This is a genomic window from Mariniphaga sediminis (genome assembly GCF_003573545.1).
Lineage (GTDB): Bacteria > Bacteroidota > Bacteroidia > Bacteroidales > Prolixibacteraceae > Mariniphaga > Mariniphaga sediminis.
Genome location: NZ_QWET01000002.1, coordinates 324175 through 340548 on the forward strand (window position 1 = coordinate 324175; position 16374 = coordinate 340548).

16 protein-coding genes are annotated in these 16374 nt (G+C 42.3%); 7 read left to right on the plus strand and 9 right to left on the minus strand.

From position 1 onward, the window contains the following. Positions 1-9: 9 nt before the first annotated feature. The 7 genes from D1164_RS03670 to larE all read right to left on the minus strand — a co-directional run bounded on the left by D1164_RS03670 (position 10) and on the right by larE (position 6963). Positions 10-1908, minus strand: a complete 1899-nt coding sequence (locus D1164_RS03670; protein ID WP_119348581.1) for an amidophosphoribosyltransferase — start codon at positions 1906-1908, stop codon at positions 10-12. Further along, on the minus strand, positions 1892-2392 hold the full coding sequence (locus D1164_RS03675) for an SPOR domain-containing protein (RefSeq protein WP_172594326.1): 501 nt from the start codon (positions 2390-2392) through the stop codon (positions 1892-1894). Before D1164_RS03675 ends, D1164_RS03670 begins: the two co-directional genes overlap by 17 nt. A 120-nt stretch (positions 2393-2512) precedes the next feature. After that, complete coding sequence (locus tag D1164_RS03680; RefSeq protein ID WP_119348583.1) at positions 2513-3262, minus strand: YebC/PmpR family DNA-binding transcriptional regulator; 750 nt, start codon at positions 3260-3262, stop codon at positions 2513-2515. 220 nt (positions 3263-3482) lie between these two features. Continuing rightward, positions 3483-4193, minus strand: coding sequence for a sulfite exporter TauE/SafE family protein (locus D1164_RS03685; protein WP_119348584.1), 711 nt, complete (start codon positions 4191-4193; stop codon positions 3483-3485). Positions 4194-4199: 6 nt separating this feature from the next. After that, positions 4200-4943 carry a nickel pincer cofactor biosynthesis protein LarB gene (gene larB / locus D1164_RS03690; RefSeq protein ID WP_119348714.1) on the minus strand — a complete coding sequence of 248 codons (744 nt, stop codon included), beginning with the start codon at positions 4941-4943 and terminating at the stop codon, positions 4200-4202. Then, complete coding sequence (gene larC, locus D1164_RS03695; RefSeq protein WP_119348585.1) at positions 4930-6117, minus strand: nickel pincer cofactor biosynthesis protein LarC; 1188 nt, start codon at positions 6115-6117, stop codon at positions 4930-4932. Before larC ends, larB begins: the two co-directional genes overlap by 14 nt. A 6-nt stretch (positions 6118-6123) precedes the next feature. Then, positions 6124-6963: an ATP-dependent sacrificial sulfur transferase LarE gene (gene larE / locus D1164_RS03700; RefSeq protein ID WP_119348586.1), complete on the minus strand. Its 840-nt coding sequence runs from the start codon at positions 6961-6963 to the stop codon at positions 6124-6126. Positions 6964-7248: 285 nt separating this feature from the next. Between larE and nhaA the strand changes: the two genes are divergently transcribed. Both nhaA and D1164_RS03710 read left to right on the plus strand, forming a co-directional pair. Continuing rightward, positions 7249-8562: a Na+/H+ antiporter NhaA gene (nhaA, locus tag D1164_RS03705; RefSeq protein ID WP_119348587.1), complete on the plus strand. Its 1314-nt coding sequence runs from the start codon at positions 7249-7251 to the stop codon at positions 8560-8562. Between the two features lie 219 nt (positions 8563-8781). Continuing rightward, entirely contained in the window at positions 8782-9111 is a 330-nt protein-coding gene (locus tag D1164_RS03710) for a NifB/NifX family molybdenum-iron cluster-binding protein (RefSeq protein WP_119348588.1), read from the plus strand. Position 9112: 1 nt separating this feature from the next. Here the strand turns inward: D1164_RS03710 and yjjX are convergent, their stop codons facing one another. Continuing rightward, the gene (yjjX, locus tag D1164_RS03715; protein WP_119348589.1) at positions 9113-9631 is read right to left on the minus strand and encodes an inosine/xanthosine triphosphatase; all 519 of its coding nucleotides are present in this window, start codon (positions 9629-9631) and stop codon (positions 9113-9115) included. Positions 9632-10099: 468 nt separating this feature from the next. On the opposite strand from yjjX, the gene D1164_RS03720 reads away from it, so the two are divergent. Together D1164_RS03720 and glpT are read left to right on the plus strand one after the other, a co-directional pair. Then, a complete protein-coding gene (locus D1164_RS03720; protein ID WP_119348590.1) occupies positions 10100-11677 on the plus strand; it encodes a glycerol-3-phosphate dehydrogenase/oxidase in 1578 nt (525 codons plus the stop codon). A gap of 53 nt (positions 11678-11730) precedes the next feature. Then, positions 11731-13071 (plus strand): glycerol-3-phosphate transporter, encoded by a 1341-nt coding sequence (glpT, locus tag D1164_RS03725; RefSeq protein ID WP_119348591.1) that lies wholly within the window; start codon positions 11731-11733, stop codon positions 13069-13071. A gap of 137 nt (positions 13072-13208) precedes the next feature. Here the strand turns inward: glpT and D1164_RS03730 are convergent, their stop codons facing one another. Then, a complete protein-coding gene (locus D1164_RS03730; RefSeq protein WP_119348592.1) occupies positions 13209-13991 on the minus strand; it encodes a DeoR/GlpR family DNA-binding transcription regulator in 783 nt (260 codons plus the stop codon). 286 nt (positions 13992-14277) lie between these two features. Here D1164_RS03730 and D1164_RS03735 point away from each other — a divergent pair, with 286 nt between their 5' ends. Genes D1164_RS03735 through D1164_RS03745 form a run of 3 tightly spaced genes read left to right on the plus strand, consistent with a single transcriptional unit; the run spans position 14278 to position 16293 of the window. Next, positions 14278-14724, plus strand: a complete 447-nt coding sequence (locus tag D1164_RS03735) for a GNAT family N-acetyltransferase (protein WP_119348593.1) — start codon at positions 14278-14280, stop codon at positions 14722-14724. A 1-nt stretch (position 14725) separates the two neighbouring features. Then, positions 14726-15619 (plus strand): VIT1/CCC1 transporter family protein, encoded by an 894-nt coding sequence (locus tag D1164_RS03740; RefSeq protein WP_119348594.1) that lies wholly within the window; start codon positions 14726-14728, stop codon positions 15617-15619. 5 nt (positions 15620-15624) lie between these two features. Beyond that, a complete protein-coding gene (locus tag D1164_RS03745) occupies positions 15625-16293 on the plus strand; it encodes an AlbA family DNA-binding domain-containing protein (RefSeq protein WP_119348595.1) in 669 nt (222 codons plus the stop codon). The last annotated feature ends 81 nt before the right edge of the window (positions 16294-16374 follow it).

Consider the following 16374-nt stretch of genomic DNA (forward strand, 5'->3'; position numbering starts at 1 on the left):
AACAAAAAATTAATACGCGCGCTCGTCCTTGCCCTCTATGTAATTAATAAAAGATGAGTTGACCACCCTGTTCCCCCCCGGCGTTGGATAGTTTCCGGTAAAGTACCAGTCACCGGTATCGTTAGGACACGCTTTATGCAAATTTTCTATGGATTGGTAAACTATTTCCACTTCCGATTCACATTCATCGGGTTTCAGAAGTTCAGCAATTTTAGTTGAAATCTCCTCGGGGGTAAACGCACGGTAAATTTCCCGCACATAATTCACCATTTCTTCTTTAGAAAGATTTTCCTGCTCCTTACACTTGCGGTAAACCTTCTCAATTACATCTTCTTTTCCCTTATCTTTCAGCAGTTCGATGGCCGCATTAAACGCAATGAATTTATCGAGTCGCGCCATATCAATACCATAACAATCGGGATAACGAATCTGCGGCGCAGAAGAAACCACAATGATCTTTTTGGGATGCAACCGGTCCAGAATCCGAAGAATACTGTTTTTCAGTGTTGTCCCGCGCACGATGGAGTCGTCGATAACCACCAAGGTGTCAACTTTATTCCTGACTACGCCGTAAGTTACATCATAAACGTGCGCCACTAAATCGTCGCGACTGGCATCGTCGGCAATAAACGTGCGCAATTTTACATCTTTAATGGCAATCTTTTCGACCTTTGGCTCTAACGAAATAATCCGTTTAATATCATCGTCGGTCATACTTCCGTTGCCCTCTTTCAGCTTTTCAATTTTCCAGTCAGTCAGGTATTCCCTTATGCCTTCAATCATTCCATAGAATGCGGTTTCGGAAGTATTTGGGATGTAGGAGAAAACCGTATTCTCAAAATCATAATCTATCGTTTCCAAAATTGTAGAACTCAACAGGCGTCCCAACTCTTTTCTTTCGCGATAGATATCACGATCGCTGCCCCGGGAGAAATAAATCCGTTCAAACGAACAGGAGCTTCTTTTATGCGGGGCCCTTATCATTTGCCGGCTTACATACCCATTCTTTTTAATAATCAAAGCGTCTCCGGGTGCAACTTCCTTAACCTTTTCCCACGACACATTCATCACTGTTTGAATGACTGGCCGCTCTGAGGCTATGACCACTATTTCATCGTCGTGATAATAGAATGCCGGTCTGATTCCCAGGGGATCACGCACCAAAAAAGCATCGCCATGACCAATGAGCCCGGCCATGGCATATCCACCATCCCAATCTTTGGTGGCCCGCTCAAGGATATTCTGAATATCGAGATTTTCTTCAATGAGCGGTGAAATATCGTCGTTACTGTACCCTTCATTTTTATATTTCCGGAACAGCAACTGGTTTTCTTCATCGAGAAAATGCCCCACCTTTTCAAGGGCAGTAACCGTATCTGTATAAGCTTTGGGGTGTTGCCCCAAATCAATCAGTACCTTAAAAAGTTCGTCGGTGTTGGTCAGGTTAAAGTTTCCGGCTAGAACCAGGTTTCTGGATTTCCAGTTGTTTTGCCGCATCACCGGATGCACAAAGTCAATGCTGTTTTTCCCAAAGGTTCCGTAACGCAGATGCCCCAAATAAAGCTCGCCGGCAAAAGGATAATTCTGATATGCCCAATCACAGTTTTCCACATCCATTCCCTTTCGCGCAGCTTTTTTCAGGGGCCTGTTTACTTTATCAAATACATCGAGAATGGGATTTTGCTTGATGGAACGGATGCGGTTAATATAAGAACTTCCGGGATCGAGATGATCTTTCACACATACCATCCCGGCGCCATCCTGTCCGCGGTTATGCTGTTTTTCCATCAGCAGGTAGAGCTTGTTCAGGCCGTACCTCCAGGTTCCGTATTTTTCCTTGTAATACGATAAGGGCTTAAGTAAACGAATTAAGGCAATGCCACACTCGTGCTTAATCTGGTCGCTCATAATTATTTTCTGTTTTCAGCAACGGAAAATCAATAATGTCCGGTACGATAAATGCTCCGGGATAATCCTTTTGTATTTCCTTGTACAGTTTCAATGCCTCATTTTTAGTTCTGAAATCGCCCACACGGACTCTGAAATTGGGCGCACTGAATTTTACATGGACGTTGTATTCCGGATACTTCGATAAAAATTCCTTTTTCTTTTTCAGGGCCTGCTCTTTGGCACTAAGGGCCGAACTAAAAAATATTTCGACCCGAAAACCATTTATTCCGTCACGTTTCTGGTTATTTTCCACATGCCATTTCAGCATTTTTTCGAGGCGCGGATCCTGATTGACTTCTACATTCTCGAAAATAGTCAAAGGGACGGTTTCGATATGGGCGGAGTCAGTTCCTGCAATGTCAGATGCAGAAGGAAAAATGACCTGTGCCGTCAGCATCTGACAAAAGAACAATCCTGCTATAAATAAAAAATATCTCCTCATCGTTCCCATTAATCGAGGGTGCAAATATAACTTAAAAAACCTTATTCAGAACGATCCGCTTCCCACTTCCATTGTCCGGGGGTTTACAAAAAATATGTTAAAACATCCAAAAGCTGAAGGCTATTCTTCTGCCAGAGCCGCTTCCAGTTCAGCAGTAAATTCAAGATTGTGATACACATTTTGCACATCGTCATCCTCTTCGAGACGCTCTACCAGCCGCAGCACTTTCTTGGCATCCTCCACTTCCAGCGCGGTACTGGTAGTGGGAATGCGCTGCAACCCCTGGCTTTCTGTCTCAACACCCAATTCCTCCAATTTTTTAGACACATTGCCAAAATCTTCCATCGCGGTGGTAATCCCCACATATCCGTCGGTTTCTTCCATCTCTTCAGCACCGGCATCAATCATTTCAAGCTCAAACATTTCGTCCCTGGTTTTCCCGCTTACCGGAACGGTAAAAATTCCCTTGGTTTCAAAAAGAAAAGCAACGGAGCCATTCGTTCCCAGATGACCATTATGCTTTGAAAAGGCTGAACGAACGCTCCCAACAGTGCGGTTATTATTGTCTGACAAACATTCCACAAAAATGGCAACTCCTCCCGGACCGTATCCTTCAAAAGTCATTTCCTCGAAATTGGAGGTATCTTTTTCAGCCTTACTGATAGCACGCTCAATTACATCTTTCGACATATTCTGGCCTTTCGCATTTTGCACGGCAAGGCGCAGCCTGGAATTGGCTTCAACATCTGCCCCACCGAGTTTGGCCGAAACAGTAATCTCCTTCGAAAGCTTGGAAAACATTTTGGAACGTTTGGCATCCAGCGCTCCCTTTTTTCTTTTGATCGTAGACCATTTGCTGTGACCTGACATAAAAGTGATGTTTTTTTAAGTTTCCGTTAAAAATAAAAAAAGGAAACTGAAATACAATAAACCAATGAATCAGGTACTGCCCACCAAATTCTGCTTATCAATACTTCTCCTCCATTAAAAATACTCCCATTTTAATATCAAAGCTTTTTGCAAAAAAATTGTTTTTGTCTTCACTGCCAACTTAACAAGACCGGAAGACTCTGTAAATTAGAACATCCCGCTACCACCCCAGAAATTGAATACTCACTCCGAGAAATGCGATAACAAAGCCGGCGGCAATATGAATATACTCACTCTTTTGCTTTAGTTTCAGTTGTTTTGAACCCTTGTACCCCAGGTAAACAACCCCTAACATAGTAAGAATAGTTGCCAGACCGAAAATGACTGCTACCATTACAATCCCAATGGTACTGTGCTGGGCCGCCGGAAAAATCAGCATAGGAATAAGTACTTCGCAGGGACCAAAAACAAAAATCAAAAAAAGCATCCAGGAAGTAATGCCTGCTTTATTGGATTTTTTTATACTTTCCTCACTATCAGCATGAATATGCTGTGCCTTCCGGATTTTTTCAGGAAGCAGAAAACGAAAAGGATGACTGTGCCCATTCTTCTTCATGTACCTGAATATTCCGTAGAAAAAATAAATCAGTCCAAAAACCAGCAACATCCAGCCGGCAATATTTCCCCTGAAAGCTTCAAGAGACTCCAGCTTATGTATACTGATTCCCAAAGCTATCCCCACAAACCCAAGCAATACCGAACTACTCACATGCCCCAGGCCGGAAATAAAAGTAATCCACAATGTTTTGGAACGGGACCAGTTTCGGGCTTTACTCAACACAATAAACGGCACATAATGGTCGGGTCCCAAAATAGTATGAAAAAACCCCAACGATGCAGCCGTACCATACAGCAAATACAATTCTTTCATTTGAAATTACTTCAGTTGGTTTATTAAGCTGGCCTGGCAAGCGGCACCAAAACCGTTATCAATATTCACCACGCTTATTCCGGCAGCACAACTGTTGAGCATGGCGAGCAAGGCGGTAATCCCTCCCAGGTTTGCCCCATAACCAACACTGGTAGGAACAGCAATAACCGGTTTATTTACCAGTCCGCCAACTACACTTGGCAGGGCTCCCTCCATGCCGGCAACAACAATAATAACTCTTGCCTCTCTGATACCTTCTATTTTACTAAACAACCGGTGAATACCCGCCACTCCCACATCATAAATCCGTTCTACTTTGTTTCCAAGGAACCGGGCCGTTTCGGCAGCCTCTTCTGCTACCGGAAGATCGGACGTGCCGGCAGCCACAATAGCAATGTAATCTTTCGTTTCTTCCCGGTTGGAATGGTGATGAAAAACGATCGTGCGGGCCATTTTGTTAAATGTTACCTCCGGCACCACCTCCCTCACATGCATAAATACTTCTTCTGATGCACGGGTTGCCAGAATATCAATCCCCGACTTATACATCCGTTCGGCAATTTGCCTGACCTGCTCTTTTGTTTTCCCCGGCGTATAAATAACTTCAGGAATTCCGGTCCGAGCCTGCCGGGCTGAATCAATTCTGGCAAATCCCAAATCTTCAATTCCCTGTTCTTTCAGCTGAAACAACGTTTCCTGTAAACTCAGCGAACCTTCTTTATAATTCTCCAGCAACTCATTTATTCCCATTACCCATCCTTTTATATACAGAACTCTGAACCGTTCCAACCGAAATATTATGCTCCAGCGACAATTTTTTACAATCTTCAAATTCCGGTTTTACATTTACAATCTTTCCCTTGTAAAAACTCTGTTTCACCCGCACATTTCCATAGGGAGTATTCACCACCTGTTCTTCCCGGCGAAGGGCACTTTTTTTCAGCAGTGACTCACGTAGTCCGATGGTGCTTGTGTGTGTAAACAGAATGGTTTTCATTTTACCCGTGTCGGTTGGCTGACATAAAACAGACAACTTACTGGCCGGCCTTGATTTTTTCATAATAACGGGTTCAATCCAAACATCGCTGGCTCCGGCAGCAAAAAGCAGATCCATGGCAAATTCATAATTTTCAGGACTCAAATCGTCGATATTACATTCCAGCAAAGTGGCATCACTTTGAATCACATCCTGCACCGAACCTTCCTCCTCTGCCAGAAACACCCGCAAAACATTGGGCACTTCCGTATCTATGGTTCCCAAACCGTAACCCACTTTTAAAATATCGAGATTAAAAACCGGCGTAAACTCATCCACAGTAGCAGCAAGAATAGCAGCCCCGGTTGGCGTAGTGGCTTCGTATTGAACGAGTCCTGTTTTTACCGGAATATTTTTCAGGATTTCAGCCGTTGCCGGTGCCGGAACAGGCATTATCCCATGCGCACATTTTACGGTTCCGCCACCAAGCTGCACCGGTGATGCAACCACCTTATCCACCCTCAGGTAATCCAGGCAAATGGCTGCCCCCACAATATCGGCAATGGAATCGAGCGCTCCGACCTCATGAAAATGAACTTTCTGTATCGGTATGCTGTGTACTTTGGCCTCTGCCTCAGCCACCAGACTAAATATTTTCAGCGATGTTGACTTAACCCTTTCCGGCAAATCCGAATCGTTTATCAAACTTTCGATATGGTGCAAATGCCTGTGCTTTTCATTTTCAGGGTTATCAATCACTACCTCTGCTTTTATACCGCTTATACCACGTCTTTTATCTTCTTTTATCTCAAGCCTGAAACCGTCAATTTTAAGTTTTTCAAGTTCCGCCTTCAGGTATGAGGGATCGACTCCCAAATGAACTAAAGCTCCAAGATTCATATCGCCGCTAATACCGGCAAAACAATCATAGTACAATATTTTTTGCATAAATATTTAGTTGGATTTACTAACTACATCTTTTATTGCCCGGTTTAATTTCCCGGAAACAAGGCCTTCGGTATCAATAACACATTCTTCGAAACCGAGTGCCGAAAATTTTTTGGTTACCTTATCCTGAAGTAAAAACAATTGAGCCAGTTCCTCTTTGGGCACCTCAATTTTTCCATAAGTATCGTAATGTCTTACTCTAACATTGCTAAATCCCATTTCATTCAGCATATTTTCAGCATCTTCTATCTGGCGCAATTTTTTGTTTGTCACAGCATGATGGTAAGGTATGCGGGAGCTCAGACAGGGACTTGCCGGTTTATCCCAGTTCGGCAAATTAAAGTACCGGGCTATTTGCCTCAGCTCTTCTTTTGATACCTCACAATCGGCCATCGGGGAATTTATTCGAAATTTTGCAGCAGCTTTCAGGCCCGGACGATAATCGCCAAAATCATCAAAGTTAGTTCCGTTTAGTACATCAAAATCAGGATATTTCTCAACGATTTTACTCAAATCACTGTAAAGGTGTTCTTTACAAAAATAACATCGGTCAACAGGATTCCGGTTATATCTCTCATCCTCTAACTCATTGGTTTTAATTACCTCGAGATGAATATCGAAATCCCGGCAAACCGATTGGGCCAGTTCAAAATCTTTTTTCTTTAAACTTTCAGAGTTGGAAATGACCCCAATAGCATTGGACTTTCCCTGGTACTTTCGGGCAAGAAACAGAACCAGGGTAGAATCGATTCCTCCGGAAAAAGCCACAATAGACCCCTTCCTTTGGGAATACCACTTTTCGAGTTTATTTAATGTAAGCGCTAAATTTTCTGCGATCTCCGGCATAGGCTTGTCATTTAAGGTGTTCCTTCAATCCCGAATATAAAATTGGCACTAAAAGGTGACACCATTTAGAAAAATAATAACACGCAAGAAAGCGCAATTGTTTTGAAAATGGACGATGAATATTACTTCTTTTTTGATCCGGAAGCCAATCGAAAAAAGCAGCCACCTGAAAAATTCTTTTAGTTTTGTGGCTTTTAAAAAAAATATATTACACGATTTGTTTCATGAACATTTAGTCGAAAATTACATTAATATTGATTAAATTATACAATTAAAAAGCAAACAATGGAGAATACATTAAATCCGATTCAAAGATTTTTCAGATCAGAAAGTGTTTCCGGCATATTACTTATTGTCGCCACAATTGCAGCATTAATAGTTGCCAACTCTCCCCTGGCGCATTACTACCATGAATTTTGGGACGAAACCTCGCTCTCCTTCAGTTTTAAAAATTTTGAACTGTCAAAACCTATGCATTACTGGGTGAATGATGGGCTGATGGCCATTTTCTTTTTTCTTATCGGACTCGAAATAAAAAGAGAAATATTAACCGGCAACCTGTCTTCTGTAAGAAGTTCGCTTTTGCCCATTTTTGCTGCTGTTGGCGGGATGTTGATACCTGCCGGAATATATTTGGCGCTGAATTATTCCAATGATGCCCTACTAAACGGGTGGGCCATTCCTATGGCTACAGACATTGCATTTTCTCTGGGGATACTGGCCCTGCTGGGAAAAAGGGTACCGCTTCCGTTGAAGATTTTTTTGGCGGCGCTTGCTATTGTGGACGACATTGGTGCAGTACTTGCCATTGCCGTATTTTATACCTCAGACATTAACTATACCGCACTGTTGGTTGCAGGCGGCGGACTGTTGATACTTATCCTGCTGAATATGGCAAACACACGGAACATCTGGTTTTACATCCCCGTTGCCGTTTTTCTTTTATGGTTGCCGCTTCTGCTTTCCGGAGTACATGCCACGATGGCGGGGGTTTTGGCGGCCTTCACCATACCGGCCAAAAGAAGTATCCTCTCGCAGGATTTTATACAAAACATTCATCACAATCTCGGGAATCTGGAAAAAAGTCAACACAAGGAATCGAGGTTCGCATTATCTCGCAGACAATTTGAATCCATTGAGAATATTTCTGATCAATGCGAAAAGGTAAACTCCCCATTACAGAAACTGGAACATTCCCTGCAATATTTCTCCATATTTATTATTATGCCAGTTTTTGCATTTGCCAATACCGGTATAGAATTGGCAGGCGGCAACTTTTTAGCTGGCGAAACGGCTACATTACCTATCGGAATTATTTTGGGATTGGCTTTGGGAAAACCAATCGGGATAACACTTTTAAGCTACATTGCCATAAAAACAAAACTGGCAGATCTTCCCAAGGGCATAAAAATGGTGCACATTTTGGGAACCGGGTTCCTGGGGGGTATTGGATTTACGATGTCTATTTTCATAACAGAACTTGCCTTTAAAACAGGCGGATATACTGATACCGCGAAGTTATCCGTTCTGATTGCCTCTGTAATTGCAGGTGCTTTTGGCTACTTTATTCTGCGAGCCAAATTAAAACCTGTGCAATAAATTGAACTGTTTTGATATCCCATTTTCGTGATAAAAAATCAGGATATGGAATTATCACCAGTAAAATATTCAATGTTTTTTCGATAGCTAAAGTGGCGGGGTACACCTTTATACTCCCCGCCACACAAAGGGCTTTGGAATACTCGAAGAAGTAAAACAGAGATAGCGGATAAAACTTTCTTCTGAATATTTGTTATATTAACAAACAACTTACACAATATGAATAAAATATTTGCCATTTCCTCTAACGGGAAAACTGAAAAATCGTTTCTCGATTTACGTTTCGGGAAATGTGAAAATGTCGTTATTTACAACGGGGACAGCGGCCAGTACAACATCCTTGAAAACCCCTACAAAAATTCTGACCACAGTGGTGTTCAATTGATCAAATTCCTAAAGAAAGAAGGAGTATCGGTTATCATTACAGGTGAAGTTGGACCAGCAGTGAGCGACATGATCCATAAGGAAAAACTGCAATTGGTTTTGCTTCAGGAGGAAAAAATTAAAATCGATGAAATTATTGCCCGTCTGAGCAAAAAACCCGGCTAAATCAATACAGTCCGGGATTTACAAAAGGGATAAGGGCCAGTATTACCGCTTGCCGATACAATTCGGTTCGGTCGATCCTGTTTTGGGTCAGCAGGCCCACTGCCCCTTCCTTCTGTTTTGAATTAGACTTCCGGAAAACAAGATCATTGGCCGTTCCCAGTTCCAGTCCACCGGCGACAAGGTGTGCTATCTTTTCCGGCAACATGAAAGCGGCGGTGCGTGCTTCGCCACTTTTACCAGCCGAATTAATTACAATCCATGCAAAAGCAGCCAGCCCGTTTTCTTCTGCCTGGACACCTCCCTCAATTCCCACCCAAAAATCGGCATCATGTATCCTTTTTCTTGCTTCTGCTGCCCGGTTTCGTGCGCCGATGAGCGTCTCTTTATCGGTTAACGGTTGCTCCGAAACACCCGATCCGACCTCAATTCCCTCTACATGAAAATCATTAAAACAGGAATTGAAAGCACTTTTCACTGCACCTAATTTCACCGGATTTTCTGATGCGACAACAATTTTCATCTCTTTTGGTTTTTTTACCGAAATAAACCGGTAACTTATTTCAATTTTATTTTTTCACTCAAGCGTTGAGTCAACCCTATTTTTTTCACCTGCTAAATTTGAAAAATGTTAAGCAGAAAAGCAAAATCAAACAAGCTTAATTCCAATTAAACATGGAAGGACATTCCTCTTTCCACAAACCGGATGCTCGTAACATCTCACCATATACAACTCATTAAGAGAAACTTTAACAGCCCACACACTACCCCCAAAAGCCAAAAGGGTACTGACTCTTTTTATTCTCTGTGAATTTTATTTCACAAATATTCTATTTCGTAAGCGAAGCCTAACAATCAAATTAAATAGAAGAAATAAATTAGATGCCGCCCCAATAACGAAAGATAATGTTTCGATTTATTTCAATTTCTTTCGTATTTATTTTGTATTACTGATCAAATCTCATATTTTTGGCAAATAAGATCTTTATCTATGAAACGAGCATACCAAATCAATCAATTAAAAAAATCGAACTCCGGTACACCCTGGGATTTTATTATCATAGGAGGAGGTGCCACAGGCCTTGGGATTGCAGTAGATGCAGCCAGCCGGGGCTATAAAACGGTTTTGCTGGAGCAAGCTGATTTTGCCAAAGCCACCTCAAGCAGAAGCACAAAACTGGTACATGGCGGAGTCCGCTACCTGCAAAAGGGCGATGTGGCCCTGGTTAGGGAAGCCTTGCGCGAAAGAGGCTATTTGAACAGGAATGCACCGCACCTGGTAAAAAACCAAAGATTCATTATCGGTAACTATAAATGGTGGGAAAAGCCATTTTACACTATCGGTTTAACATTATATGATATCCTTGCAGGCCGAATGGGTCTTGGTCACTCGCTACCAATGAGTAAAAAAGAGGTAATACGGCATATCCCAAAAATAGAACAAAACAAACTAAAAGGAGGTGTTTCATACCAAGATGGACAGTTCGACGATTCACGTCTGGCAATCAATTTAATGCAAACAGCTATTTCCTATGGCGCTACAGTTGTTAACTATGCAAAAGTTTCAAAACTGACAAAAAACGACCAGGGGAAAATAACAGGCGTAATTGTGGATAATCTAATTGAGGGTGACTCCATTGAATTAACGGGGAATTGCATAGTCAATGCCACCGGAATTTTTGTTGACGACATCATAAAAATGGATAACCCGGAAGGGAAACCAATGGTCCGTCCAAGTCAGGGCGTCCATGTAGTGGTTGACAAATCATTTTTAGGTGGCGACGATGCTATTATGATTCCTAAAACCAGCGACGGCAGAGTAATGTTTGGCGTTCCGTGGCACAACCGGGTAATCCTTGGCACCACCGACACCCCGGTAAAAGACTTTGTTCTGGAACCTAAAGCCAGAGAGGAAGAAGTTGACTTCATTCTGGAAACAGCCGGAAGATATCTTTCAAAAAAACCTCAACGCAAAGACGTTCTGTGTGTGTTTGCCGGCCTTCGGCCTCTGGCTGCTCCCCAGAAACATGCCGAAGAGGCCAAAACAAAAGAGATTTCCCGCAGTCATAAATTACTGGCATCCGATTCAGGATTAATAACGATTACCGGAGGGAAATGGACCACCTACCGTATAATGGCTGAAGAAACAATTGATCTGGCCATCAAAACAAAAAAGCTGCCCTTCAAACCATGCATAACCAGAAACCTGAAAATTCACGGCTACCAAAAAAATCCGGATAGAAATAATCACTTATATATTTATGGCAGTGATCAGACCGAAATCACATCATTGCAAAAAAAGAATGAGAACTATGCAAAAAAACTCCACAAAAATCTGGATTTCACTTTAGCTGAAGTAGTCTGGGCAGTTCAGAAAGAAATGGCCTGCACCGTGGATGATGTGCTGGCCCGCCGGGTAAGAGCTTTGTATATGGACGCCAAAGCATCCATTGAAATGGCCCCGATTGTTGCTTCCATCATGGCAAAAGAACTTCAAAAAGATAATAATTGGGAAAATGAACAGGTAAAGGAATACACCCAAATAGCCAATGAGTATTTCCTCTCCTGAAATTGCAGTAATCAGTTACAATATACTTTAACCACATAATAAAAACTCTGAGAATGATAGGTATTTTAAAACCACCCGCACACAAAGAGCAACTGTCGAAAGAAAAAATAGATCCAACATACAAAAAGTTGCGTTTCCAGGTCTTTATGGGAATTTTTATTGGATATGCCGGATATTACCTTGTCAGAAAGAATTTTTCGCTGGTAATGCCTGATCTGATCGAGCAGGGATATTCCAGGGGAGCGCTTGGAATTATCGCATCAGCTGTTTCCATTTCATACGGGCTCAGTAAGTTTCTGATGGGAGGTATCTCTGACCGCAGCAATGCCCGTACCTTTATGAGTTTGGGGTTACTCTTGTCCGGAATCACGATATTTAGTCTTGGTACCATACCGGTACTTACATCCTCCGTCGCTATCATGTTCTTGATTATGCTTATAAACGGGTGGTTCCAGGGGATGGGCTGGCCCCCATCAGGTCGCGTAATGGTCCATTGGTTCTCCACAAAAGAACGCGGAACAAAAATGTCAATATGGAATATCGCTCACAATGTAGGAGGAGGCCTTATCGGCCCGCTGGCTGTACTTGGAATTGCCATCTTCGGCGACTGGCAAAGTAAGCTGTATTTTCCTGCCATAATCGCTATTGGAATCGCATTTATTGCCTACCTGCTTATTCGCGACACACCACAGTCGTGCGGATTGCCCAACATTGAAAAGCACAAAAACGATTACCCCAAAGATTACAATGAACGTTACGAAAAGGAATTCTCTACTAAAGAGATATTTTTCAAATACGTGTTTAGAAATAAATTTCTTTGGCTGATAGCTATCGCCAATATCATGGTTTACCTGGTAAGGTACGGAATCCTTGACTGGGCACCTACCTACCTGAAAGAAGTTAAAGAATTCTCGGTAGAAGAATCAGGTTGGGCCTATTTTGCTTATGAATATGCAGGAATTCCCGGCACCCTTCTCTGCGGATGGATTTCAGACAAAGTGTTCAGAGGAAGAAGGGCACCTGCTATCGTAATTTACATGTTGCTGGTAATGGTGGCTATTTACATTTACTGGCAAAACCCTCCGGGACACCTTGTACTCGATAACATTGCACTGATTGCCATTGGCTTTTTAATTTATGGCCCGGTGATGCTAATCGGGGTGCAGGCACTTGATCTGGTACCCAAAAAAGCAGCGGGAACAGCGGCAGGCCTGACCGGGCTATTTGGTTACCTGGGAGGCGCTCTTGGCGCAAATATCGCCATTGGTTTTATTGTGGATCACCTGGGTTGGGATGCTGCATTTATACTGATGCTTGCGGCCTGCATTATTGCCATTTTGTTCACCACGTTTACATGGAATACAGAAAAAAGAAGATTATTTGCTGACAACTAAAAAATGAATACCCAAAAATGAAACTATTTGGCACAAATACAAAAGGGAAGTTAAAAAAAGATATATCCTGGTTCTTCTGTTCTTTCACAAACTTTTAAGCAATGTCAAGATAAGAAACCAGGAAATACTCTCCTTCTTTAAACCAGCGTAACCTCAATCCCCTTTTCCCTGATTATTTGCAACACATTTTGCGGTGCATTCTTATCGGTTATAATATGTTGCACCTGTTCAATACTACAAATTTTGCCAAACCCCTGTTTCCCGAACTTGGACGAGTCGGCAAGAACAATAACCTCCTTGGCCGCATTCAGCATAGAATGGTTCAGGTGGGCCTCCCCAATATTGCTGGTCGTCAATCCAAAATCGATATCAATTCCATCCACACCAATAAACAGCTTATTGCACATTAACCCGCTCAAGAACTGCTCAGCATAAGGACCAATAACCGATGCAGAACTTTTTCTCATACTGCCCCCCAACTGTATTATTTCCATGTTTGGGTTGTAGCACAGTGTTAACGCTACCTTCACCGAAGGGGTAATTACCGTTAAAGGTTCCGTCATGGAAATTTTACGTGCAAAATACAACAGGGTGGTACCCGATGCGATTATAATCCGGTCATCTTTCACCAGTAATTGATTTGCGGCATCTGCAATGCGCAGCTTCTCATCTACCATAATCTTTTCCTTTTCATCAATATGGCGATCGCTGATCAATGAACTCAAGGGGCTCGCTCCTCCATGACTGCGCAGAAGCAGCTTCTTTTTTTCAAGTTCTTTCAAATCTTTACGAATGGTTACTTCCGAAACCCCCAGTTCCTGACTGAAGTCCTGTACCGTAACATATCCCTTTTTTTCCATTTCATTTAAAATCGCCCTGTGCCGCTGGGCACTGTTTCTTTTTCCGGAAGAATTTTTCATATTTTTCTTTAAATCAATTTTTCGTATAAGTGCTATCCTTTATTAAGTTTTTTGCAGCCGCTCAACGCACAAAATACAGGTAAATAAATAAAACCCATTTAGATTATTTGAAACAAATCTACGAAGAAGAATCAGTTTCTCAAAACATCAACCCCCTTGTCAACAGGCAACAATCCGAAAGCAAAACCTGCCTGCCATCACCGTTTTCACCAAACAGGCGACGCTCCGGGTTCGGTATCCCTCTTTTTGGATAAGATTTATTATTTTCGCCTGTTAAATTTGAAAAATGTTAGTCAGAAAAGCAAAATCAAACGACCTCGATTCAATTACGGAATTTCAACGGGTAATGGCTCGGGAAACAGAGAATATCGAATTGGAACATTCAACCGTTTACAGAGGAGTATCAGCCGTTTTGGAGGATGCTACCAAGGGACAGTATTATGTTGCCGAAAAAGATGGCAAAGTGATTGGTTCGCTACTTACCACATTCGAATGGAGCGACTGGCGAAACGGAACAGTTCTTTGGATTCAGTCGGTGTATGTGGTACCTGAGTTCAGAAGGACGGGTGTTTACAGCTCTCTTTATGCACATGTAAAAAATCGGGTTCTCCACAATCCCGACCTGAAAGGCATTCGTTTGTATGCTGACAAGTCGAATGAAGCCGCCCAAAAAGTTTACCGCAAACTGGGAATGACTCCCGATCACTACCTAACTTTTGAATGGCTTAAATAAAATGGAAACCATAGGCGAAATAAAATCACTCCCTCCTCTGGTGCGGAAACAAATTATCCAGGCACAGCGGAATGAAATAACCGAATACCATTTGTATAACAAACTGGCACGAAAAGCACGCCTGCAAAAAAACAAAGAACTACTCGTGCGAATTGCCAATGATGAACTTCGCCATTACAAAATCTGGAAAAAATACAGTGGACGGGAAGTGGGTGCAAACAGGTGGAATATTATAAAATACTTCTGGATAGCGCGTATTTTTGGTTTGACATTCGGCCTGAAACTTATGGAGCGCAACGAAGAACAGGCGCAAATAAACTACCGGGAAATAGGGAAAGAAATACCGGAGGCAATAAAAATAAGCAACGAAGAAAACGAGCACGAAAAAGAACTTTTATCCTTAATTGAAGAGGACAAGTTAAAATATATTGGATCCATTGTTCTGGGACTAAACGATGCCTTGGTTGAAATTCTGGGGACACTGGCGGGGCTGACATTCGCCCTGCAGAACAACCGGCTGGTGGCCCTGGCCGGAATTATTGCCGGCATTGCAGGGGCGCTTTCCATGTCTTCTTCCGAATACCTGTCCAACAAATCGGAGGGAAAAACCGAGGGAGCCATAAAATCAGCTATTTTTACAGGAGTAGCCTACATTTTTGCCGTGTTCTTTCTGGTTACACCCTTTTTGCTTTTAGACTCACCATGGATGAGTCTCGCCTGGGCCGTTTTTAATTCCGTATTTATCGTTTTTCTGTTTAGTTACTATATTTCGGTGGCGAACGATCAGCCTTTCAAAAAACGATTCGGCGAGATGGTTATGCTGAGCACAGTTGTCGGGTTGATTTCATTTGGGTTGGGATACCTAGCCCGGGTTATTTTTGGAATTGAAATTTAAATAAATTGAATGCATCGCTTTACAAATTAATAGAGGAAGGCGAACACCAGCAGCAGGACTTTAAATACTGCATCAACGACTCAAAAAAAATTGCCAAATCGCTGGTAGCCTTTGCCAATACCGATGGCGGACGATTGCTCATCGGGGTGAAGGATAATGGCAAAGTGATAGGCATCAGCACCGACGAAGAATATTACATGGTAGAATCGGCCGCTAAAATTTACAGTAAACCACCTGTCACTTTTTCGACCCGGCAATGGCAATCTGAAGGGAAAACAGTACTTGAAATCAATGTCAGCCCCAGCGGGGAAAAACCTCATTTTGCAAAAGACGAAAACGGAAAATGGCTGGCCTACATCCGGGTAAAAGATGAAAACATGCTCGCCCATAAAATTCAACTGCAAGTCTGGAAAAAGCAAAACAGCCCCCACGGCATTCATTTTTCGTTTTCCAGCGATGAAAAATTCCTCATCGAGTACCTCCAAAAAAATGACAGTATTTCATTTTCAAAATTTATCCGGTTGGCCCATATTACACGCAAAAAGGCGGAAGAGATTCTAAGCAACTTTGTTATTATAGGGGTCATCAATATAATTACATCAAGGGATGGAACCCGTTTTATCCTGAATGAGGAATTTGACAGAACCGAACTCGAAAAATTCAGGAACGATTAACAACTTTAACAAAAGTTTTACATTTTTCCCGTCAGTTTGCAAACTTCTCCCCGCATATTCTGTTTATTTTGGCAGGTCAAA

Coding starts and splice junctions, on each gene's coding strand:
- D1164_RS03670 (WP_119348581.1), bottom strand. CDS start 1,908: ATGAGCGACCAGATTAAGCACGAGTGTGGCATTGCCTTAATTCGTTTA.
- D1164_RS03675 (WP_172594326.1), bottom strand. CDS start 2,392: ATGAGGAGATATTTTTTATTTATAGCAGGATTGTTCTTTTGTCAGATG.
- D1164_RS03680 (WP_119348583.1), bottom strand. CDS start 3,262: ATGTCAGGTCACAGCAAATGGTCTACGATCAAAAGAAAAAAGGGAGCG.
- D1164_RS03685 (WP_119348584.1), bottom strand. CDS start 4,193: ATGAAAGAATTGTATTTGCTGTATGGTACGGCTGCATCGTTGGGGTTT.
- larB (WP_119348714.1), bottom strand. CDS start 4,943: ATGGGAATAAATGAGTTGCTGGAGAATTATAAAGAAGGTTCGCTGAGT.
- larC (WP_119348585.1), bottom strand. CDS start 6,117: ATGCAAAAAATATTGTACTATGATTGTTTTGCCGGTATTAGCGGCGAT.
- larE (WP_119348586.1), bottom strand. CDS start 6,963: ATGCCGGAGATCGCAGAAAATTTAGCGCTTACATTAAATAAACTCGAA.
- nhaA (WP_119348587.1), top strand. CDS start 7,249: ATGGAGAATACATTAAATCCGATTCAAAGATTTTTCAGATCAGAAAGT.
- D1164_RS03710 (WP_119348588.1), top strand. CDS start 8,782: ATGAATAAAATATTTGCCATTTCCTCTAACGGGAAAACTGAAAAATCG.
- yjjX (WP_119348589.1), bottom strand. CDS start 9,631: ATGAAAATTGTTGTCGCATCAGAAAATCCGGTGAAATTAGGTGCAGTG.
- D1164_RS03720 (WP_119348590.1), top strand. CDS start 10,100: ATGAAACGAGCATACCAAATCAATCAATTAAAAAAATCGAACTCCGGT.
- glpT (WP_119348591.1), top strand. CDS start 11,731: ATGATAGGTATTTTAAAACCACCCGCACACAAAGAGCAACTGTCGAAA.
- D1164_RS03730 (WP_119348592.1), bottom strand. CDS start 13,991: ATGAAAAATTCTTCCGGAAAAAGAAACAGTGCCCAGCGGCACAGGGCG.
- D1164_RS03735 (WP_119348593.1), top strand. CDS start 14,278: ATGTTAGTCAGAAAAGCAAAATCAAACGACCTCGATTCAATTACGGAA.
- D1164_RS03740 (WP_119348594.1), top strand. CDS start 14,726: ATGGAAACCATAGGCGAAATAAAATCACTCCCTCCTCTGGTGCGGAAA.